The organism is Fusibacter paucivorans (assembly GCF_018390735.1).
GTDB classification, from domain to species: domain Bacteria; phylum Bacillota; class Clostridia; order Peptostreptococcales; family Acidaminobacteraceae; genus Fusibacter; species Fusibacter paucivorans.
This window is the reverse complement of sequence record NZ_JAHBCL010000001.1, coordinates 75,754-97,973: the sequence shown is the minus strand read 5'-3', so window position 1 is coordinate 97,973 and position 22,220 is coordinate 75,754. Positions and strand designations below refer to the sequence as shown.

Here is a 22,220-nt window from a genome sequence, read left to right as displayed (position 1 = left end):
AATGGCAAGTGAAACAACGACAGTGAACAGACACAAAATAATAAAAGACGAAAGACAAAAGACGAAAGACAAAAGCAGAAAGACAAAAGCAGAAAGACAAAAGCAGAAAGACAAAAGCAGAAAGACAAAAGCAGAAAGACGAAAGCTGAAAGACGAAAGCTGAAAGACGAAAGACAAAAGATAAAAGACAGTTACCGAATTTGAATAGAAAAGGAATGGCATAATGCATAAACACAACTATCATGATTGGCAGCATCATATTGAAAGACTGGATTCCGATGCGAGAAAAGAAGAAATGCAGCCGGAGAACACATTGCTGCAAAGCGGTTTAAAAGCAGGCGACATTTTTTGTGATATCGGTGCGGGAGCGGGGATTTTTACTTTTCCCGCTGCATTGATTACAGGCGCAAAGACATACGCAGTAGACGTCTCCGAAGCTGCAGTCGACTATCTAAGGTCGAAAGCACAGACCCTTGGTGCTGAACAGGTCGAAGTGATCAAGGCCGATGGGGTTGTCTATCCGTTTGAGAAGGATGCCATTGATTTTGTGGCACTGGTGACGGTGTACCATGAAATTCATGAACGACCACCATTTGTAGAATCACTGAAACACATGCTTAAACCGGGCGGTCGTCTGATGATGATTGACTTCAAAGCGGATGAAACGCCGGGAGGACCGCCGATTGCCCATCGCGTCAGCGCAAATGAAGCGGTGGCAGATTTTAAAGCGGGCGGTTTTCGCCACATTGAAACGGCTTCGCTCAGTGACAATTTTTATCGAATTGTCTTTGAAGCGTAGACGCGGATAGATACACGATGAAAGCTTAATACGCATAAAAGCATAAAAGCATAAAAGCATAAAAGCATAAAAGCATAAAGGCATAAACGCATAAACGCGTAGCGTGCAGCACACACGCAATCATTTAGAAATTAGATGGCGGAAACGCTTTCACCAAGCGGTCGATAAAGTATTGAGCGGCCAGTGACAATGTTGCGTTGTCTTTGACGGCAATGGCGAGAACACGATGCACTGGCGGTGTTAATGGTTTACAGACGATGTGGTAAGACGTTCTGCTGAGCACGAGTTCCGGTAAAATAGAAATGCCAAGCCCTCGTTCGACCATTGCCATAATCGTATAATCGTCCCGAACGCGATGTTCTACTTTTGGGACGGTTTTATTTTGCTTTAAAATGCGGTTGAGGTCGTCGTTATTACCGGGTTCCAGCATGATAAACGGCTCGTTGGAAAGCCGTTCAACCGGAATGGCATCACATGCGGCAAGTGGATGATTTTCCGGCAGGATCACCATCATGGGATCTTGGTAGATCGCAGTCGTTACCAGTTTGCTTGGCAATTTAACAATGCCAAAGTCAACGAGTCCGTCCTGAACCCGATTTTCCGTTTCAACATAATCACCTTGGTTGATTTCAAAATCAATATTGGGAAAATCTTTTTTGAACTGCTGGATAAGCTGGGGCAGCCAGTGACATGTGACGCTGGTAAAAGCGGCAATGCGTATAACGCCGGCATCCAGTTCATGCAGTTCGAATAATTTTGTCGCAAGTTTTTGGTTGGCGGCATGAATGTCTTGAATGTAGGGAAGTATCTGTTCGCCTTCGGATGTCAGTGAAACGCCAGATCTGGAACGGTTCAGCAGTGTTATGCCCATTTCTGTTTCAAGGGACTGGACGATCTGGCTTACGGCGGACTGTGTGTAATTAAAGTATTCGGCGGCTTTTGACAAGCTGCCAAAAGTTAAAACCTTTAAAAATATTTCATATTTCGTCAGTTTCATATGACCTCCTGATACGCGTGAGGATGTAGACTGCCGTGGGCTGAATTCTTTAACTTGCATAAGATTATCTTATGTAATGCATAAGAAACATTCGATATGCTTAGAACTACTTCTATTATATACTGTGAGAGGCAAGACGCAAGATTAGATATTTTTAAAGTAAAAGGGCGTCTGAATAAGGGGGCTTTCACATGATAAGACATTTTGACAGATGGCTTTTGCTCGTCTTTGGAACGATGGTTGCCGCACTTGGCATGTCCATGATTACAGCTTCAGGACTTGGGAATGTAACACTTACTGTTTTATGGGATGGGATGCATCGGCATAGTCCGCTTTCAATTGGCGCAGCATCTTATGTCACATCACTGCTGATGATTTTGTTTTCACTTGTCTTTGACCGCAGTCAGGTGCGTCTTGGTACGGTTGTACATTTTTTATTGTTTGGCGCCTTTATGGATATTTTTAATGCATTTCAGCCTCAGAGCAGCAGTGCGGTGTGGTGTATACTCGAAATGTCTTTCGGGATATTGCTGCTGGGGATTGGGATTGGGTTATATGCTTATGCCGACTTAGGTCGAGGCCCTTATGAGGGCATTGGCTTTGCCATTGCCGACAAGACGGGCATTGAGCTTAAATATGTTCGAACCTTATTAGATGGTCTGTTTGCGCTCATCGGGTTTTTAATGGGGGGACTCATTGGCATTGCGACCATTGCCAATTTGTTGGTTTGCGGCTACATTATTCAGCGCACAATGGGTGCACTGTCAAAAAAAATACATCCTGTGACCCTTTAGGCTTTTAAAGGTAGTGAGGATCTACATCGGATGGAATCGTGATAACGTCAATGTTAACAGTCACGCAGTAAATGATTTATAACTTGTGGATAAACGGCTTGAGAAGGTTGGTTTAATAACAACTGAGCGACAGGAAATGTCAAAAAAATAGAGAGCTGCACTGTAAATGTTGCTTTAGACATTGCAGGGCGGCTCTTTTTGGGTATAAGGATAAAAAATAGAGACTGTCTTGATAATATATGATGGTAAGTGATCATAAAAAGATCATTTTTTAAATAAAAGGAGAGGAAGCCATGCGAGCACACTTTAAAGGATTTGAATACAATGCGCCTGTCATTTTAACATTTTCGCTATTGGCGACACTGGTATTTGTCATTGATTCGTTTTTTCAAACGGGTTGGACATTTGCGATTTTTACGTATTATGGCGGGTATGCGCCCATTGATTTTATAAGGCTGTTGTTATGGCCTCTGGGGCATGCATCCCTTGATCATTTACTGGGGAATCTTACTTTTGTTTTACTGATTGGGCCGATGCTGGAAGAAAAGTACGGCAGTCGCTTTCTGATATTTGCCATGTTCTTGGCGACGATCTTGATTGGCGTATTGAATGCGATCATTTTTGGCGGTGGGATATTAGGCGCCAGCGGGATTGTCTTTATGATGATCATTATGGCGTCGTTCACCAATGTGAAGCACAAGGGACGCATCCCGATTACCTTTGTCTGTGTGGCAGGGCTTTATTTGGGGCAGGAAGTTTATCGCGGCATTTTTGTGCAAAATCAGGTATCTGAGTTCGGTCATATCATCGGCGGCGTTATTGGTATGATGCTTATTGCCATTCACGCTCGGCTCGAATCGCGAAAGAATATCTCAGCGGGCGTGCCGCCCGAAAATTGAAGTGAAAATTTATCAGCGCTCTTAAGCATTAATTGCTTAAGGGCGTTTTGCTGTTTAAATGTCAGAAAATAGGCACGGTTGCACTGGGCGTAAAATGTTTTGACGTAACGCTTGCGATGGGTGAAAATGGCATCGCAGATAAGGTAAGCGATACTTCTCGATAAGAGCAGCTTCATTTCGGTGTCAATTGCAGGATCTGCGCAGGCGGGAATCAAATTAAGCGATTTTTGTGAAAGATCATAAAGCCTCAGCGTATTGCGGACGAGAAGCTCATTTGAGGCCGTGCTGAATATAGTCTGATGGCATGCACACTTGTCTTCCATTTGATCCTGTAAGTCGTCGCAAAGCTGTAAAACGATGCCGTAATAGGTCAGGAAGCGGTACATCTCAGGTGTCATCGTGCCATTGATGAGATAACCATCTGCCAATACTGACGTTGCGCCCTTGGTGAACGTCAGCGTGAGTATTTCTGCTTTTGAAAGCGGTCGTTCCTGTTGTCTTAAACTATCGGCCTGTGCGTCGTGAATGGCAAGCAGATGGTCATAAACTTCCGGAAAAGCGAAGCGGTCAAACTGCATTTCGATGCACTTAATCATTTGAAAGACCATCGCTTCGTTGTCATTTTGCGGCAGGACGTGTTCACCGGTGAGACGGAGTCTAAAACGCGTAAGAAAATGTCGCTTCGTATCACCGGACAGATCTGGATCATCGAGCAGGTTGTCTGAGAGCGGATAGAGCATGCTGTAAGCAAAGATGGCATCTGTGAGTTCGACGGGATGTCCCATGAATACTTGTATCGTATTGGCAATCCAGACATTTCGAAGCGCTTGATAGATGGATTCGTTTTCGAGCTGCGGCGCGGTTTCGCGGGCACGCTTGAGGAATGCATCTGTTGTTTCGAGATACTGATCGCCGATCATTTGATTGAGAGTGGTTGGTTTAAACCCAAGTCCAAGTGCAACAAAACGCATCATGTTCGGGTCTTGTGATAAGGCGTAAAGAGAATCGCCGCGATCGACCTGCGCCATGCTGCGTTTAAAGGAATGTTTTAAGCGTAGAAAGCGTATGAGTTTTAGAGGATAGAGTTCACGACTTTCACTAAGCGATGGTTGAGTCGGTAGTGATTCGTACCAGTATTTTGTAATATCTAATATAACTTCATCGAGCATTGATTGCATAAAACCCTCCTGAGGGATTTGATCCTTTAGCAATAGCATGCCACAAAAAAGTTTAGATTTGATTAGAATGTCTTTAGAGTTTTGTAGAAGATTGGACTGCAAGCACTGAAAATCAATGTTTTATGACAGAGATGCGCTAGACCATCTTCTCAGTCAATGCGTTGATGGTTCTAACTGAGGTGAAGTAAGCTTCGCGTTCAGCATCACTGAGTTTTGTCAAGCGATTACGAATAAAGTGCCGATGGTCTGCTTTATACTGTTCTGCAAAGGCCTTTCCCTCGTCCGTCAGACTGATGGTGTAGATGCGCCTGTCGTCAGGACGCTGACGTTTTTCGATGAGATCGAGTTTCATCAGCGTATTGGCGACGGCTGTAAAAGACCCCTTTTCAAGGCTCAGTTTATGACTGATTTCAGACATAGGCAGTTCACCTTCAAAGGATAGAATAATCAATGTTTTAAAATGTGTGTGGTTGAGATGTTTTGGAAAATTCATTTGATTGTCAAAATCTTTAAAAAAGACGTTTTCAAGGTTTGCGCGCAGATGAAAAATACTTTTAAGATTTTCGTCTTTTAATGTATGCATTTAGGCCTCCTGTGCAAGAGAAGGCGTTTCTTTAAAGTGATACAATAACGCAATCGCTGTTGCCAGAATTGAAATGGCATCGGCAATCGGCGTTGCCATCCAAACACCGGTCAAACCAAAGAACTGCGGCAGAATAATAACCAACGGCAACAGGAAGATAAACTGTCTCATGGCGCCTAGCATAATGGCAATATGTCCTTTTGCGATGGATTGAAAAAAGCCGGTTCCGAGGATGTTAATACCGAGCAACGGCAGCATTAAAATAAAAATTCTGAGGCCTTTGACTGCAACATCGACCGTTTCAGACGTTGGATCGAGGAAGGCACTGATAAACACTCTAGGGAAAACTTGGAGTGCAATGAAAATAACGGTTGAAAAGAGCATTGAAACCGTCAATCCAAGCTTTAGTGCGCCTTTTACACGATCGAAAGATTTTGCACCGTGATTATAGCCGATAATAGGCTGTAATCCTTGCTGTAAGCCGATCATTGGCATGATAAACAGTGTAAACAAGCTGTTGATGGCGCCCATGGAAGTAATGGCGCCAACACCGCCGTACTGGCCGAGGCCGCGGTTTAAAAAGGTCATGGCAACACTTGTGCCGAGTTGTGTGACAAAGGATGACACGCCAATGGACGTAATGTTCTTAAAGACTGATAGTCTCGGAATAAAATCGTGCGGCTGTAATTTGACGACGCTGTTGCCGCTGAAATAGAATCGAAGCAGGAACAACAGCCCGGTGAGCTGACCGGAAATAGTAGCAATCGCAGCACCTTGAACACCCCATCCGAGATTGACGATAAAGATGTAGTCAAGGATGATATTCGTTATGGCAGAAAGCAGCATTGTCGTCATGGAAAGCATTGGATGTCCTTCAGTTCTAACGGCGCCGTTAAGGCAAAAAGCATACATTTGGAATATGAATCCCATTAGGATGATTCGCATATAGTCTGAGGCATAAGTAATAATATCCGGTGTTGCACCAAAGAGATTCATAATGCCGTCAAGATTAATAAAGATAATGCTCAGTGTTGCACCTGTTACCAAGGTGCCGAATGTAATCATATTGCCAAAGATTTGATTGACGCCTTTAAAATCCCTTTTGCCCAGATGGATACTCATGAGGGCGCTGCTGCCGATTCCGACGAGGCCGGCAAAGGCAAAGATGATCATCATCACCGGGAAGCTAATCGTTAAACCCGCAAGGGCGTCTTCGCCGACAAACTTGCCGATGAAAATCCTGTCGACAATGTTGTAGATGGCGTTGACCAGCATGGCGATAACAGCTGGAATGGAGAACTGCGCTAACAGTTTTGGAATGGGTTCAGAACCCATTCGTTTTGTTTTATCTTGTGCATCGTGCAATTCATGTGCACTGTCATTTGTTGTTTCTGATTTATAGGCTTGATCTTGTTTTTGTTCGTTTTCTTTTTCTTGTTCTTGCATTGACATGTATACCTCTTTCTAATCTTTATGCCAGATATTATTCGGGTTACGAATAGTTAGATATCTAACTATCATGCATAAGATAACACAGCGGCATTTTAAAGTCAATACATCACAAAAACGTTAATACTTTGTTCACAAAGGATTGAAAGACGCTTACGGAAGTTAGCGAGTGCTTACAGCGCTACTCGAAAGGTCTCTGGCGTTAATTATTAGGGTTTTAGCACCGTTGATTTAAGTCGTTCCAATGTAAGTGCTCTTAGCCAGCATTTCAAGATGCGTGCGATTGGTAATCTCGATCTCATGATCGCGCTGTTCAATGATGCCTTCATCGACGAGCATTCTAATCGTCCGGTTTAGATGACGGTAAGTAGTGCCTAAGAAGTCTGCGATTTCGAGATACGAAGCGTGCAGTACAATGACATTGTTAGTTGACGGTTGATGCAGCAAGTAGCTGGCCAGTCTGTTTGGAAGCGGATAAATAAAGTTGTAGGCATTGTTGTTGACCGTTGCATAGAGTTTATCGCTGAGACTTTCGATGAGATGTTTTAAAAAGGCGACATCATTGCTGAAATGTGTTCGAAGCGTTTGGACGTCAATGGCGATGAAAGATGAGGTTTCAATGGCGTCGACATTGCAGAGCAACGGGACATCTCTTAAGTATTCAATATCCCCGATGGGTGTCAGCGGGTGATAAAATTTTACAGCCATCGTCTTGCCGTTTTCAAATAGATAGCTGACTTTAATGCGTCCATCGACAAGCAATAGGTAATGGGTTAATGCGTCTCCGGCTGTCAAGACGGATTCGCCGGGCTCATATGTCATCATGGTGACATATGGGGTTATGTCAGCATCAAAAAAACGATAAATATCATGTGTGGAAAGAATCTTGCGCAGCTGAAGAGGATCGTGAATTCGTTTCATAACGGGCTCCTTAAAAAATGACACAATCGCATCGTGCATGACATTTGTCATGGTGCGAATGTTTTAAACCATCTATGCTAATGATAGCGAAAATATTTTTGTTTGAAAAGAACATCTATTAGGTGTTCAACACAGCATTGTATTGTAAAGTATGGTATAAAAGGGAGGTTTAGTTTGAAATACGTTCACTTATCGTGGTTTAACGGTATGCTTATTGGTGTGATGCTATTACTCAGCGGACTCGCATCAGAGGTATTTGGCCCATATAAAGGAACTTTTTATTTCCACTTAACAGGGTTTGCTGCTGTCTGTGTGCTTTTTTTGCTGTTTAGAAACAGCGCCTTGAATCAGCCGACAGCGACAATGGTTAAGCGGTATGCACCTTGGTTTATTTTGCCGGGAATTGTGAATGTTTGCATCACCTACACCAACAGTATTGTTGTCCCCAGAATAGGCTTGACGGTGGCACTGGCAGCAGCAATGCTCGGCCAGCTCATCATGTCCGGTATTATGTCGCAATACGGATTACTCGGCACGCCTAAACAGGCTTTTGACAAGCGACGTGTTCTTGGAATTGCCATCATCGCATTGGGATTGTGGCTAATGGTACGTTTTTAGCATAAGGAGGCATGAAATATGATTTATATTGTTTTATCTGGCTTGTCGGGATTTGCCGTGATTGTCAACGTCGCGATTAATGGTATTGTCGCCTCAAGAATTGGCACGATTCGAGGTGTGGGCATCACCTTCTTTACAGGAACAATTGCCGCTGCTCTGCTCCTGTTTTCAAAAGGCGAAACACTTGTTGCTGGAGATATCACTTCTGTGGCGATTCGCTTCGCAGCAATGGCGGGGATCCTTGGCATTGGGACGACGTTTATTTTTAACGGATTGGTACAGCGCATTGCAGCATTTAAAATGGTCTTGCTCAGATTTATCGGTCAAATTGGTGTGAGCATATTACTTGATTATTGGTTATTTGATCTCTTTTCATTGGGAAAATGTTTGGGCGGCATTTGTTTAATTACAGGACTCATGCTTTTTACGCGGCAGAGTGATAATGGTGAGGGGATTGATCGAACGCCTGAAACTGAAAATGCGGCATAGGGCATTATTTGTTTAAGTTTAATAATATAGGATCATTTATTTTAGTTATTATCTCGGTCATTCAAATATAATGGTGACCGAGATATTTTTTACTGGAATACGGGATAGTAGATATGGTATGATATACAAGACCGATATTCGGTATATATGTACCGAAATGCGGTTTTGCAAGGCGAAACGTAAAAAAAATTCATAAGGCTTGTTGTATTTTTTGAATTTCATTGTAAAAGTCGCGTATAATGAAAATGTATAAGCGATCTAAAAGGGAGCTGCGTGCATTTTAATATGAAGAGATCCCTTATGGGATGAAGTGTTGTCATTAAGGTTAAAATGGAGGTCAATTCACATGGTTTTTAAAAATTTTGATGAACTCATTGCAAAGGTACAAAATCTGGATACAGTTAAACGGGTCGTTGTGGCTGCGGCTCAAGATGAGCACACGCTTGAAGCCGTTTTTAAAGCGGTCGGAGACAAGCTCGTTACGCCTGTCTTGGTTGGGAATCGCGAAAAGATTGATGCCATTTTAGGAAAACTTGGTGTGACCTTACCCGATGGTAGTATTATTGATGCTGCTGATGCGGAAGCGGCAGCGCTGGCTGTGCAAATGATTCGCGAGAACAAAGCAGATTTTATTATGAAGGGAAAAATCAACACAGCAGATCTTCTGAAAGCAGTCGTTGATAAGGAAAAGGGACTCAGAACAGGAAGTGTTATGTCTGTTGTCGCATTGCATGAAGTACCCGGTTATCATAAGTTACTTTGCGTTACGGACGGTGGCATGATGATGTATCCAAATTTGGATGAAAAACGTCAAATTCTTGAAAATGCCGTTAAAACCTTTCGGGATATGGGCTATGAAAAACCAAAAGTCGCTGTGCTTGCCGCAGTGGAAGCCGTTAATCCAAAAATGCCTGAAACCGTTGAAGCAGATGCTTTGAAACAAATGAATCTTAACGGCGAAATTGAAAACTGCATCATTGAAGGCCCTATTTCGTATGACCTGACCATGAGCAGAGAATCGGCTGCAATCAAAGGATTTGAAAGTGAAATTTGCGGAGATCCTGATATTCTGATGGTGCCCAATATCACAGTCGGCAATATTCTGTCAAAGGCGTTGATCTATTCTGCCGGCGCCAAAATGGCGGGTTTTATCGTCGGTGCAAAAGTACCGATTGTTTTGACATCTCGCGGTGCTACAACGGAAGAAAAATACCTGTCACTTGTCTTGTCGGCATCTGCCGTATAGAAAAAATTGACATAGAACCGACATCGATCATTATGATATGATGAAGATAATGAAATTTGAAGTATAAAGTGCATGATCAAGTGATGAAATACGAGCGTTCATCACCAACGGGAGGAAAGTATGGCATATAAAATACTGGCAATCAATCCAGGGTCGACATCGACGAAAATAGCGCTGTATGAAGAGGATAAAGAGCTTTTTACAGAGACGCTTTCACATGATATCGTCGAGCTTGAAAAATATGAACACGTTCAGGATCAATTTTTAATGCGCAAGAAAGTCGTTGAATCGGCACTTGTAACAAGAGGGTTTGACATACATGAACTATCGGCTGTCGTTGGACGCGGGGGTATGCTGCCGCCTGTTAAATCAGGTGCTTATGAAGTCAACGAGGCAATGCTGGATATTTTAAAGAATCGTCCTGCACTGGAGCATGCATCCAATCTAGGGGCAATTATTGCCTATGAAATTGCATCGCGTGTCGGTGTCAAAGCCTATATATACGACTCTGTTCGCGTCGACGAGCTTCAGGATATTGCGCGAATTTCAGGGATGCCGGTTATTCCAAGAACCAGTACGGTTCATACGCTTAATTCAAGAGCGATGGCGATGAAAGCCGCTGCATCATATAACAAGCGCTATCAGGATGTGAACTGCATCGTTGCCCATCTAGGCGGCGGGATCTCCCTGAGCGTTCATGCAAAAGGACAAATGATTGACATCATTTCAGATGACGAAGGCCCTTTTTCGCCGGAGCGTGCAGGACGTGTACCCTGTAAGCAATTAATCGATCTCTGTTTCTCCGGCGATTATGATAAGCGGACGACTCATAAGATGCTGCGCGGCAACGGCGGACTTAAGGCGTACCTCGGTACACATGATGCCAGAGTTGTGGAAAAACGCATTGCAGAAGGCGATGCGGAAGCAAAACGCGTTTATGAAGCGATGGCATACCAAGTAGCCAAAGGCATTGGTGAGCTGGCAACGGTGGTTGATGGGGAAGTGGATTACATCGTTTTAACCGGCGGCATCGCTTATTCTAAGATATTGACGGACTGGATTGTTAAGCGTGTGAAGTTTATTGCCCCAATTGCATTGCTTCCTGGTGAAAACGAAATGGAATCACTTGCGAATGGCACACTTCGTGTTTTGCGGGGGGAAGAATCGGCGCACGTTTTCGAAGGTTAGCCGCAAATGTATAAAAATACCTGAATGAATATTTAGCTTGAGATTTACAACAGCTTCTCTTACGCAGTCCAACAGCGTAAAAGGGGCTGTTTTTTTATGGTGCTTTTTTGCTGAGAAAAGGATATTCCATCAAAGAAACCTGTTGACAGTTATTACGTTTAGTGATATATTTCATATTACAGTAAACGTAATAATTAAAGGTGGTGAAGACCATTAGAGATCATGCAAAGGGCGGTGCATTGACGGAGACGACGTTTCTCGTCTTGCTGGCAGTCTATCAGCCGAATCACGGGTACGGTATTATGCAGTTTATTGATAATGAGACCAACGGACGCGTGGTTTTAGGGGCAGGTACCCTATACGGTGCTTTAAATACACTGGTTAAAAAGAAATGGATTAGACTTGTCGACTCTGAAAGGGACAATAAGAAAAAGACGTATGTGATTACAGCGATTGGCAGAGAGAAGGCAGAAGAAGAGTTAAAACGCATGAAGGCAGTTTTAAAGCTTGCTGCTTCAATCGTAAAAGGAGATGGAAAATAATGCAAAAGCGCGTTAGGCGATATTTTTTTGATTTTATCAATGGACAGGAAAAATGGCTGAACGATATGGCAAAGCGTGGTTACCGCCTAAAAGGATGCGGCATGTTGACCTATGATTTTGAATCTTGTCAGCCAAATGCATTTGAGTACGCTGTGATTTTTGCAGGGAATTTGACCAATGCAAGAGCAAAAGATTATCAAGCTTATATAGAGACAATGGGGTTTAGGACGTTTACAAAAAATATTGGACTTAAATACGCTTTTGGCAAAGTTAAGTGGCGGCCTTATGGCAAGGGTTTTGGTCAGATTGCAACGGCGCCGGGCAATTATAATAACGAATTGCTGATTTTGGAAAAAGAACAAGATGGACAACCTTTTGAACTTCATACTGATGCAGCCGATCAGTATGAATCCGTTAAAGCAGTTGCGATGGTGTATGGATGGGAAGTGATGATGACTGCTGTCTTATTCGCATTGACTTTCTTGCCGGCAGCTGTCAATAGTACGATTGCTTTGATTTGGGGTATTCGTGGACTCTTGTTGATATTGGGGATTCTGTTTGGAAGGCCAATGGTTAAATCGGTTAGAGAAGCGAAACATTTGAAAGATGAAAGCCGGCTTTACGAGTAGTAGAGGTTCATTGACAGCAGGACTGAAAATGTTTAGAATTGAACTGTTCGCAAGTCAAAAGCTGCGTTGAAAGGATGCGGCAATGGCAAATGCCATATGATGAGCACCCCGCAGAAAAGGAGAACGTTATGGCACAGGTAAACACGCGTCTCGGCCTCGTCATGGAACAACTCAACGTGACGGGTAAAACCCTTGCACTGGAAATTGGAACGGATATTACCACGGTGAGCAAGTGGAAAAACGGTCAGCGAAAATTGAAGTTCAGATCTAAATATACGGCAAAAATGGCTGCCTATTTTCTAAGTGAGCCATTTACATATCAGCAGAAACAGCTCTTAGCCAATTTGGAAGCCTCAGGCTATGAGGGGCCTTTTGACACGGTGGAGGCTTTTGGGGAAGCGCTGAAAGCCTGGCTTACAGAAGATGTTGAATTAGCCGCGTCAAGTACGGATGCAGAGAGTGGCGAGCAGGTTACTGTCGGCGTCCATACAGGGTATGATGGTTGGCGGCACGCCATGACGATTTTTTGGGAGACGATTTACAAGCTACCGCCTGGGCAGCGCGTTTATATTGGTGACTTTGGTGATATTCAGTGGGATGATGTCGATCCTGATGCATTAAAAGCCATGATTGAAAATATTCTTAAAGTGGTAAGCCTCGGGCATAAAGTCGTGATTATTGACTATATGACAGATTCTTATCGTCCGTACGTAGTGATCTTAAGATGGCTGCCGGTATATCTTTCCAGAAATGTCGAAGTGCGCTATGTCTATAAAAATACAGAGGAAATCTACAATGAGGGGATCTATCTCATTGAGAATCATCTGTCATTGATTGGGATGAGCATTGACAAAAATCATGCGAACCACATTGCGCTGATTCACAGAGATGCTGCGAGTATTGCGTTTTACGGAAAGGCAATTCATGCCATTATGGCGCGTTCCAATCAGCTTATTTACGCATCAGATTTGAAAGATCCAACGGATATGCTGAACATTATGGAAACACATTTTAAAGAGAAGCAGATAACGTATATGATTAATCAGATGCCGACATTCCGCAATATGCCTATTGCGCTTTTAAAACAGATACTCGAAGATAACAATGTACCCGATGCGATTCAAGCGCTTTGCCTTGAGGCCAATCGCAAGCGAAGGGCGCTTCGAAGCCATTGCCACTATGTACAGATCTATAATTTAGACGCCTTAGAACTTGCCGCGGATGCATCGCATGTCATCGATTATGACCTCTCGATTATCGTTGGGAAAGAAGTTCGCATTCGTAAAGCGCTTTTCCATCAGCAGCTGGCCTATTTAACGACGATTAAAAATAATGATGCCTATACCATGGTACTGACATCGTTTAAAAACCTCAACTTAAACATTGATAAAAGTTGTATCAGCGTACAGGATGACAGTATTGTAATTGCTTGGAATCCCGAACGTTATGATCGGGCGATTTACTGTCGAGAATTGACGGTTATCGGCGGATATTTTCAATACCTAAAGGATATTTGGCATCGGATTCCGCCAATCACAAAGAATGATCATTGGCGAAATAAGCAGCTTAACCGATTACTTGAACGATGATTTGCCTTCCTCGTTTTTTCACATGATCCAGAAGCGATGTGAGAAAATGAGGCTTTTTTATGAAGGGATGATTTTGCGAACAAATTTATTAGAAAATTCAAATTTATTCGCAACCCAAAAGCGGGTTGGGAGAAAGCTTAAAGCCAAAATGCCAATAAAATGCCAATAAAAAGTTGTATATTGTATATTGACAAATTATAGACGCTCCATGTATAATCAAACAAAATTAAACAGACGGGAGACAAAGGCGTTGTATCAAGAGTGATGCAACGCCTTCGTGATTCTGTCTTCTTTTATTTCGAAAGGAGTGTTTGGTATGAATAGTACTGGGAAATTGGGACTTGGCAGCGCAGTTGCCGTATGTGTCGGACTCATTGTTGCGACAAGTTGTTTACTATCCTTGGGGATGGGCGTTGGCCTTTCTGGAAAGGCATTTATACTGCCATTATTTGTCGTCGTAATTTTAAATGCATTTATCGCGATCTCATTTGCAGAATTACATCAGCTCATGCCGAACGTCGATGGGGGTGTGGGACAGTATTCACTGGTAGGTCTTGGACCGGTGGCATCCATGATTTCAAACATTGCTGCCTATGTCATTACGATGATCTTCGCATCATCAGTCGAAGCGGCAATGTGCGGCATGGTACTTAATGAATTTTTCCCGCAGATCCCGGCAGTGGTAATTGGCACAAGTGTGCTTATTATTTTAAGCATTGTCAACTTCTTTGGCGTCGACCTTTTCTCAAAGGTTCAAAATATCGTTGTTTTCCTCCTGCTGGGTTCACTTACCGGCATGGGCATTATCAGTTTCTTTAAACTGGGAACAGGCACTGTTATTACGGCAGCAGAACAGACGGCACCGGTCATTACAGGTGTTGGTGGTGTTATGAGTTTATCGGCTGTGGCGTTTTGGCTCTTCATTGGGGTTGAATTTATTATCCCCGTGGCTAAGGATTTGAAAAATCCAAAGCGAGATGTACTGCTTTCCATGGTCATTGCACTGATACTTCTCTTTGTCATTCAAGGGATTTTAGGTGTTGGTATGACCAATTACGTGACGCTTGATGCGTTGGCTTCATCACCAATGCCGCATATGCTCTTCGCAGAAGCTGTCTTGGGAAACTTCGGGAAAATGTGGATGGGCTTTATTACGATACTGGCGGGAATTAGCACATTAAATACTGTTTTATCCAGCAGTGCCAGAATTGTTATGGGCATGGCAGAAGAAAAAATGTTTCCAAAATTTATGGCAAAGACCAATAAGCTCGGAGCACCGATATTTGGATTGATATTCATCGCAGGCGCGGACTTCATCATGTTGGTATCAGGTTATACAGACTCGACGAGTCTTACCAATGTGATTTTAGCAGCATCGTGTTTCTGGCTTCTTTCCTATATAATGACGCACATGAATGTATTGGTTTTAAGAAAGCGCTATCCAGATATGGAACGCAATCAAAAATTGGTTTTCATGGGATTACCTCAGATTATCGGTATACTGGGAAATGTCTATATGATCTGGAATATCAGTTCAGATATGACCTCAAGGCTTGAAATCTATAAAGTATTCGGCATCTTGTTTGCGCTGCTCATCGTCTATGCATACGTCTGGGTAGTAGGCGTTATGAAAGTGAAGCCGTTTAAACCGGTGCCAATCGAGCAAATTATTAATGATTCACTTGAATTTGACAATGATGAAGCGGCAGTACCTGTTGAAGCGGTGTAAAAGATTAAAGGCATAAAGGCATACACGAGAGTGATTTGATGGCTGAATGGTGGACAATGGCGTCCGATTGATTATTCTGCCAAGAAAGCTTTCTATTTAAATGGACGTTAAAACACGGTTGTTTACGATGCGATTGCCCTTTCAGTTACTTGAAAGGGCAGCTGCTTTAAACAGTTATTAAAAAGGACAAATGTACAATAAAGCAAAAAACAAATCAAGGAAGTCAAAAGGAAGTCAAAGAGATCATTTGAAGAGACAAATGAGAGAGAAGCATAAGCAGAAAAGAGAATGGCTAAAAGAGATCTATGAAGAAGTGTGTGGGCATATTCCCACAGGCGATTAGCAATAAGGAGAGAGGATATGGCGAAAGATAAGTATACGGGACATGAACAATTGACCATCGCTGATATGAAAAAGATGATCGAAGAAAACGGGATTGAAATGATCCGATTGGAGTACACAGATATTTTAGGCATTAATCGCGGCAAACTCATGCCGGTGTCGATGCTGGAAGAAATAATTCACGAGGGCATTGCTTTCTGCATCGCATCACTGCAAATGTCATACGACAATGATATTGTACCTTCGCGGTTTATATCAGAAACATGTGAAGACATGAAAATCATTGGCGATCCTTCAACATTTACCCTGTTGCCGCACTGCGAACAGACGGCGATGATACTTGGCGATCTTTATTTTGGCGGGGCACCGGTAGAACAGTCGCCAAGAGGGTTTTTGAAAAAAATGGTTGAGGCATATCATGCGATTGGACTTGATCCCATTGCAGCAAGCGAACTTGAATTCTATGTTTACAATAAGACGACAGACGGCAGTATCGTGCCTTATACCAATCAGCCAGCCACTTGTTACACGGTTAATAAACGCATTGATCCAAAGCGTTTTCTCTATCAAATGACCAATACGTTCAGCAAGATGGGATTCAACGTCCTCTATATGAATCATGAATATTACCCGGGTCAATTTGAGTATAACTGGCGACATGCCAATGCGGTAAGGGCTGCGGATGAAAACGCATTGTTTAAGTCTATGAGCAAAGACATTGCAGAGCTTAACGATTTGATGGTGACGTTTATGGCGAAGCCAAAGGAAGCGCCGGGCGGCAGCGGCTGTCATTTTCACGTTTCGTTCAATGACCTTGAAACAGGTGAAAACGTTTGCTATGATCCTGAAAAACCGGATGGTATATCGGACACGCTCAAGCATTTTATCGGTGGTCTTTGCAAACACGCACTTGGGATTACACCGTTTCTGTCACCGACGATTAACTGCTATAAACGCTATCAGCCGGATTCTTTTGCACCGATCTTTATCGGATGGGGCTATGACAATCGCACCACTTACATCCGCGTGCCAAATGAGCGGGGCAAAGCAACGCGTATGGAGATCAGAGCAGCCAGTGCCGCATCAAATCCATACCTTGCCATGGCGAGTATTCTGGCGGCAGGTCTAGATGGCATCATGAATAAAATTGAGCCGCCGGAAGTTGTGACCACAGACCTTTACCGCGATATCAGCAGACAGACACAGGCGCTCCCAACGACGCTGTCATCATCACTGGATGCACTGGAAGCAGACGATATCCTCCTCGATTCAGTGGGCAAGGAACTAACGGATCTCTTTGTGAAACTGAAGCGCAAGGAAGCAACAGAATATAAGAAATTTGTAACAGACTGGGAATGGATGACGTATTCATATCACGTCTGATAACCTTGAATATGAGATTGAATTGGAGGCGTGTTTATGTGTGGCATAGCAGGCATTATCAGCAAAAATGAAACCGATATCTCCAAAGACCTTTTGAAGATGTTGACGTATATACAGCATAGGGGACCGGATGCCAGTGGTATTGCGGTATTTCCCAAAACGGAGCGCATTTGCCTGAGGGTATCCCTTAAGGAGATGGCGTTGTATGAAAAACTCATTGAAATCATCGAGTGTTATGGTGAAATCGTTTCCGAAAAAGTCGTTGAAGCAAAGTCGACGATTCCCATTGTAGAATTTGAACTGGCAATGGTTGATACAGAGGTTGAAGCGTTGCATACGGCGATTAACGCCAACAGCGGTACGACGGTTCACTCCGTCGGAAACGGCATTAAGGTATACAAAGAAGGCGGTTACTTGGATGAGTTGCTTTCGAAACATACCATCGACCATACGCCTTGCAGACATGGCATTGGCCACGTGCGCATGGCGACGGAGAGCGCTGAAGACATCAATGCGGCGCATCCTTTTGTCTCACCTTTTTATCCGGGGCTTGCCATGGTGCATAACGGCCAGTTTACAAATTACTTTAAGTTGAGACGTTTTCTGGAGTCAAAGGGTGCAACGTTTAAAACCATGAACGATTCAGAGGCGGCAAGCCATCTCATCGCCTATGCTATGCGTGAAAACGGCGGCGATTTGGAAGCGGCACTGAAATATGCATCTGAAAATATGGATGGCATTTACTGCATCATCGCATCCACGGAAAATCAAATTGGTTTTGTGAAGGATCAACTGGGCATCAAGCCGCTGCTCGTGGTAGAAGCCGATGACTATATCCTATTGGGTTCAGAGCAAATTGAATTCAACATTATGGATGAAGAAGTTTTTGCAGTGGAAATGGAACCGGGTGAGGTGCGCGTATGGGATATATAGACGTATCAAAGCTAGGTGACGCCAATCTAAACAGCGCCATAAGAGAAAAGCTTGCAGAATCGCCGGTGGTGACGCTGACAAAGGTTAACGCCATGCACAACGTCTGCGCCGGACTTTCCGGCGACGGTGAAGTGATTATTGATGACAGTACCGGTCTTTACACCGGCAGTTTTTTAGAAGGACTCACCGTTCGCGTCAAGGGCAGTGTGGGTTGGTACGCCGGAGACGATATGATGTCGGGCGAACTGATCGTTGAAAAAAATACAGGATGCAATGTGGGATCATACATTTGCGGCGGCAATATTGTCATTTACGGCAATACGGGCAGCCGCGTCGGCTATGGCATGAAGGGCGGCAATATTATCGTCTGCGGCGACGCAGGCAGATGGGGCGGCATCATGGCCATGGGGGGTAACCTAATCGTCCTCGGCAAGATTGGCGAGGCAACAGGAGAATCAATGTATCTTGGCAAAATATTTACACGTGATCCGGAAGCAGAATCCAAGATGGGCGGCAACGTTTTTCTCGATGCTATTGAGGCAGACGAAGCGGATGCATTGACAGAGCTGTTTGAGCAATATGGTATTGACGCTGATGCGAAGGCGTTTAAAGTGATCCGTCCGATGAAAACCGGACGTCATGCCTACCAGCTGTTCAAGCCGCAACTCGAGCCCGAAAAGGCGAAAAAGTATCAAGTGAAGGGGTGATGAGGGTATGGCAGAAGTAAGAGCAATTGACAGACCGAAATCAAAATGGCGTAAAGAAACGCTTTCAGAAATAGATTACAAGGCGACATACGGCAAATACCGAATCAGAGGATGTGCATCGCCTAGGCAGTTCCCGCACTTTGACGATTTGATGATCATGCCGTCACAGCTGACGCGCATGCCCATTGATACCTACCGTGAAGACTGTGAGACGCGCACGGTGCTCGGCGGACGATTTGCAACCAAGCCGCTCGTTCTCGAAACGCCGATTATGATTGCAGGCATGTCCTACGGGGCTTTGAGCAAAGAGGCGAAAATCGCCCTCGCAAAGGCGACAAGCATGGTAGGCGCCGTAATCAGCAATGGCGAAGGCGGCATTTTGCCGGAAGAACTCGCCAATTCGTACAGGCAGTCCATTCAAATGCTGCCGAGCCGCATGGGCTTTACAAAGCGAAGCCTTGAAGTCGCGGATATGATTGAAGTGCTCTATGGCATTGGTGCGAAACCGGGGCTTTCAGGACACCTTATGGGTGCGAAAATCACGGCGGACATCGCAGCGATGCGTCAAATTCCAATTGGGATAGACCTTCATTCCCACCCGAGAACAGGCGATGCCTTTGGTGCAGATGACATGGTGGTCAAGATGCAGCAGCTGCGTGAAATCACCAATTGGGAAACGCCAATCTTCTGCAAAATTGCCGCAGGACGCGTAAGGGATGATGTGAAAATTGCCATTAAAATCGGTTTTGACGGCATTATTTTAGATGGCTGTCAGGGCGGCACAGGGGCGGCGCCTGTAATGGCTTCCGATCATTTGGGGATACCGACAATGCCAGCACTGGTTCAAGCGGTGCGCACCATGGAGGAAATGGGCGTTAAAGATGAAATGAGCCTTATTATCTCGGGCGGCATTTCAGATGGTTCTGAACTGGCGAAGGCACTGGCCATTGGTGCAGATGCCGTTGCCATTGGCACCAGTGCCATGGTGGCAATGGGATGCCGCGTGTGCATGGATTGTCAGGCAGGTAAATGTGCTTTCGGGATTGGAACGCAAGACCCTGAACTGCGTGCGCGACTGGATATTGACAAGGCAGCAGAACGCGTTGCGAACTATATCAAGGGGATGACAGCGGAGGCCATCTTGTTGGCCAAAGCGGCGGGCAAGACCAAACTTAAGAATTTAGAGAGAGAAGATTTACGTGCGTTGACACTGGAAGCATGTGCCATGACGGGTATTCCACTCGTCGGAAGTGATTTTATCATTGGTGAAGGTTTTGGATTTACCGCCTCCAATAAAATTTAGAAAGGCGTGAGATTATGCGAATAAAAGAGCATCCGATACTCGGCGCCACTGAAAAGGGCGCAACGGTCACATTTGAATTTGACGGCAAGCCCATTCAGGGCTTTGAAGGTGAGCCCATTGCCGTTGCACTGAGGGCGGCAGGCGTTATGGTGCATCGTCATACAATGAAGGAAGACCGCCCGAGAGGCATCTTCTGTGCCATTGGCAGATGCACGGACTGCGTCATGATCGTCGATGGCAAGCCGAATATTCGAACATGTGTGACACCGCTGAAAGCCGGTATGAAGGTTGAAACGCAATATGGTGTCACGGCAAAAAAAGAAGCGTAGGTGAAAGCGATGGAAAGGTATGAACTCATCGTCGTCGGTGCAGGCCCCGCGGGTCTAAGTGCTGCGATTGAAGCAGCAAAAGCCGGCATGAAAACGGTGGTATTCGATGAAAATGCAAAACCGGGCGGACAGCTCTTTAAACAAATTCATAAATTCTTTGGCTCAAAGGAGCACAAGGCGAAGATCAGAGGCTACAATATCGGCGAAACCCTCTTAAGAGAAGCGGAAACCTGTGGGGTAGAAGTGGTTTTAAATGCAACGGTGGCAGGTGTTTACGAAGGCAGAGAACTCACGGTGATGCAGGGGGATTCCATCAAGCACTTTAAAGGGGATTCCATTGTCGTTGCAACGGGTGCCTCAGAAAACATGGTGACGTTTCCAGGGTGGACACTGCCTGGCGTGATCGGTGCAGGCGCAGCACAGACCATGATGAATCTGCATGGGATCAAGCCCGGCAGTCGTGTGCTGATGCTCGGTACCGGAAACGTTGGCCTCGTGGTGAGCTATCAGCTTCTTCAAGCGGGCTGTGAAGTAGTGGCGCTGGTAGATGCATCGAAAAAAATCGGCGGCTACGGTGTCCATGCGGCGAAAGTTGCACGGACTGGCGTACCGTTTTATTTATCCCATACCATTGTCGCCGTACATGGTGAGGATTGTGTTAAAGGCGTGACCATTGGCGAAGTTGACGCCGCATGGCAGGTGATTCCGGGATCAGAAAAAACATTTGACGTCGATACGGTTTGCCTTGCCGTTGGTCTCTCGCCAATGGCGCAGCTTGTAAAAAGTGCGGGCTGTGAAATGAACGGTATTGTCCCGGCGGTAGACGCCTATGGTGCGACCAGCGTGCCGGGCATATACGCCGCAGGGGATGTTTCGGGCATTGAAGAAGCCAGTTCTGCCATGATTGAGGGCAGAATAGCAGGTGCAGCCGCAGCTTATCAGGCAGGTTATCTTGAAAAGTCAGATTTTGAAAGCATTGTCACTGCACATGAAGCATCGCTTGGCAGTTTGCGTGAAGGCATGTTTGGCCCGAAGCAGCGCGGCAGGGTGCAGACAGTGACAGAAGAGGGCATTGTGCTTTCTCAAAGTCTGCTGACGAAAGGCTATTTAGATGAGAGTGACCTCGCACATTTTCCAAGCATACAGCATGGCAAAACGGGTGTTTATCCGGTGATTGAATGCACGCAGAATATTCCGTGCAACCCATGTCAGGATGCCTGCGTGAAGGGGTGCATTCTAATTGGCAATGATATTACATCCCTGCCGGTTATCAATGCAGAAGCAACCTGTACAGGCTGCGGCATGTGTGTTGCCTCATGTTCTGGTCAAGCGATTTTCCTCGTTGAAGAAAAGCCGCTGGAATCAACTGCTTACGTTAGCTTTCCCTATGAGTTTTTACCACTTCCTGAAAAAGGTGATCGGGGCATTGCACTGGATCGGAGCGGCGCACCTATATGCGATGCTGAGATTACAGCCGTTCGAACGGGGAAAGCCATGGATCAAACACATGTCGTAACCATGAAGGTGCCGCTCGACTATGCAAGCACAGCGAGATTTTTTAGACGGAGGTGAG

At 44.8% G+C, this 22,220-nt stretch carries 23 protein-coding genes; 18 read left to right on the top strand and 5 right to left on the bottom strand.

Features of this window, described 5'->3' with window-relative positions; genetic code table 11:
* Position 1: 1 nt before the first annotated feature.
* Both KHM83_RS00430 and KHM83_RS00425 read left to right on the top strand, forming a co-directional pair.
* Positions 2 to 163 (top strand): hypothetical protein, encoded by a 162-nt coding sequence (locus KHM83_RS00430; protein ID WP_213234920.1) that lies wholly within the window; start codon positions 2 to 4, stop codon positions 161 to 163.
* Between the two features lie 60 nt (positions 164 to 223).
* Positions 224 to 799, top strand: coding sequence for a class I SAM-dependent methyltransferase (locus KHM83_RS00425; RefSeq protein ID WP_213234919.1), 576 nt, complete (start codon positions 224 to 226; stop codon positions 797 to 799).
* A 124-nt stretch (positions 800 to 923) separates the two neighbouring features.
* Here the strand turns inward: KHM83_RS00425 and KHM83_RS00420 are convergent, their stop codons facing one another.
* Positions 924 to 1,796 carry a LysR family transcriptional regulator gene (locus KHM83_RS00420; protein WP_213234918.1) on the bottom strand — a complete coding sequence of 291 codons (873 nt, stop codon included), beginning with the start codon at positions 1,794 to 1,796 and terminating at the stop codon, positions 924 to 926.
* Between the two features lie 191 nt (positions 1,797 to 1,987).
* Between KHM83_RS00420 and KHM83_RS00415 the strand changes: the two genes are divergently transcribed.
* Positions 1,988 to 2,590, top strand: a complete 603-nt coding sequence (locus tag KHM83_RS00415; protein WP_213234917.1) for a YczE/YyaS/YitT family protein — start codon at positions 1,988 to 1,990, stop codon at positions 2,588 to 2,590.
* A 293-nt stretch (positions 2,591 to 2,883) separates the two neighbouring features.
* Entirely contained in the window at positions 2,884 to 3,489 is a 606-nt protein-coding gene (locus tag KHM83_RS00410; protein WP_213234916.1) for a rhomboid family intramembrane serine protease, read from the top strand.
* Here KHM83_RS00410 and KHM83_RS00405 read toward each other — a convergent pair.
* The 4 genes from KHM83_RS00405 to KHM83_RS00390 all read right to left on the bottom strand — a co-directional run bounded on the left by KHM83_RS00405 (position 3,432) and on the right by KHM83_RS00390 (position 7,620).
* The gene (locus KHM83_RS00405) at positions 3,432 to 4,667 is read right to left on the bottom strand and encodes a hypothetical protein (protein WP_213234915.1); all 1,236 of its coding nucleotides are present in this window, start codon (positions 4,665 to 4,667) and stop codon (positions 3,432 to 3,434) included. The two genes, KHM83_RS00410 and KHM83_RS00405, sit on opposite strands and share 58 nt — an antisense overlap.
* Positions 4,668 to 4,803: 136 nt before the next feature.
* Positions 4,804 to 5,250 carry a MarR family winged helix-turn-helix transcriptional regulator gene (locus tag KHM83_RS00400; protein WP_213234914.1) on the bottom strand — a complete coding sequence of 149 codons (447 nt, stop codon included), beginning with the start codon at positions 5,248 to 5,250 and terminating at the stop codon, positions 4,804 to 4,806.
* Positions 5,251 to 6,702, bottom strand: coding sequence for an MATE family efflux transporter (locus KHM83_RS00395; RefSeq protein WP_213234913.1), 1,452 nt, complete (start codon positions 6,700 to 6,702; stop codon positions 5,251 to 5,253).
* Between the two features lie 228 nt (positions 6,703 to 6,930).
* Positions 6,931 to 7,620, bottom strand: a complete 690-nt coding sequence (locus tag KHM83_RS00390; RefSeq protein WP_213234912.1) for a Crp/Fnr family transcriptional regulator — start codon at positions 7,618 to 7,620, stop codon at positions 6,931 to 6,933.
* A 174-nt stretch (positions 7,621 to 7,794) separates the two neighbouring features.
* Between KHM83_RS00390 and KHM83_RS00385 the strand changes: the two genes are divergently transcribed.
* The 14 genes from KHM83_RS00385 to KHM83_RS00320 all read left to right on the top strand — a co-directional run bounded on the left by KHM83_RS00385 (position 7,795) and on the right by KHM83_RS00320 (position 22,219).
* Positions 7,795 to 8,238: a DMT family transporter gene (locus KHM83_RS00385; RefSeq protein WP_213234911.1), complete on the top strand. Its 444-nt coding sequence runs from the start codon at positions 7,795 to 7,797 to the stop codon at positions 8,236 to 8,238.
* Positions 8,239 to 8,256: 18 nt separating this feature from the next.
* Entirely contained in the window at positions 8,257 to 8,727 is a 471-nt protein-coding gene (locus tag KHM83_RS00380) for a DMT family transporter (protein WP_213234910.1), read from the top strand.
* Positions 8,728 to 9,073: 346 nt separating this feature from the next.
* Complete coding sequence (locus KHM83_RS00375; protein WP_213234909.1) at positions 9,074 to 9,973, top strand: bifunctional enoyl-CoA hydratase/phosphate acetyltransferase; 900 nt, start codon at positions 9,074 to 9,076, stop codon at positions 9,971 to 9,973.
* Between the two features lie 120 nt (positions 9,974 to 10,093).
* Positions 10,094 to 11,161 (top strand): butyrate kinase, encoded by a 1,068-nt coding sequence (gene buk, locus KHM83_RS00370; protein ID WP_213234908.1) that lies wholly within the window; start codon positions 10,094 to 10,096, stop codon positions 11,159 to 11,161.
* 203 nt (positions 11,162 to 11,364) lie between these two features.
* Complete coding sequence (locus KHM83_RS00365) at positions 11,365 to 11,703, top strand: PadR family transcriptional regulator (RefSeq protein ID WP_425513861.1); 339 nt, start codon at positions 11,365 to 11,367, stop codon at positions 11,701 to 11,703.
* A complete protein-coding gene (locus tag KHM83_RS00360; protein ID WP_213234907.1) occupies positions 11,703 to 12,332 on the top strand; it encodes a DUF2812 domain-containing protein in 630 nt (209 codons plus the stop codon). Before KHM83_RS00365 ends, KHM83_RS00360 begins: the two co-directional genes overlap by 1 nt.
* A gap of 128 nt (positions 12,333 to 12,460) precedes the next feature.
* On the top strand, positions 12,461 to 13,921 hold the full coding sequence (locus tag KHM83_RS00355; RefSeq protein ID WP_213234906.1) for a hypothetical protein: 1,461 nt from the start codon (positions 12,461 to 12,463) through the stop codon (positions 13,919 to 13,921).
* A gap of 316 nt (positions 13,922 to 14,237) precedes the next feature.
* Positions 14,238 to 15,650, top strand: a complete 1,413-nt coding sequence (locus tag KHM83_RS00350) for an APC family permease (RefSeq protein ID WP_213234905.1) — start codon at positions 14,238 to 14,240, stop codon at positions 15,648 to 15,650.
* Positions 15,651 to 16,010: 360 nt separating this feature from the next.
* The gene (locus KHM83_RS00345) at positions 16,011 to 17,375 is read left to right on the top strand and encodes a glutamine synthetase family protein (protein WP_213234904.1); all 1,365 of its coding nucleotides are present in this window, start codon (positions 16,011 to 16,013) and stop codon (positions 17,373 to 17,375) included.
* Positions 17,376 to 17,411: 36 nt separating this feature from the next.
* Complete coding sequence (locus KHM83_RS00340) at positions 17,412 to 18,308, top strand: class II glutamine amidotransferase domain-containing protein (RefSeq protein WP_213234903.1); 897 nt, start codon at positions 17,412 to 17,414, stop codon at positions 18,306 to 18,308.
* On the top strand, positions 18,296 to 19,015 hold the full coding sequence (locus KHM83_RS00335; protein ID WP_213234902.1) for a GltB/FmdC/FwdC-like GXGXG domain-containing protein: 720 nt from the start codon (positions 18,296 to 18,298) through the stop codon (positions 19,013 to 19,015). Before KHM83_RS00340 ends, KHM83_RS00335 begins: the two co-directional genes overlap by 13 nt.
* A gap of 7 nt (positions 19,016 to 19,022) precedes the next feature.
* A complete protein-coding gene (locus tag KHM83_RS00330) occupies positions 19,023 to 20,318 on the top strand; it encodes an FMN-binding glutamate synthase family protein (RefSeq protein ID WP_213234901.1) in 1,296 nt (431 codons plus the stop codon).
* 14 nt (positions 20,319 to 20,332) lie between these two features.
* Positions 20,333 to 20,647, top strand: coding sequence for a (2Fe-2S)-binding protein (locus tag KHM83_RS00325; protein ID WP_213234900.1), 315 nt, complete (start codon positions 20,333 to 20,335; stop codon positions 20,645 to 20,647).
* A gap of 9 nt (positions 20,648 to 20,656) precedes the next feature.
* The gene (locus tag KHM83_RS00320) at positions 20,657 to 22,219 is read left to right on the top strand and encodes an FAD-dependent oxidoreductase (RefSeq protein WP_213234899.1); all 1,563 of its coding nucleotides are present in this window, start codon (positions 20,657 to 20,659) and stop codon (positions 22,217 to 22,219) included.
* Position 22,220: the final 1 nt, after the last annotated feature.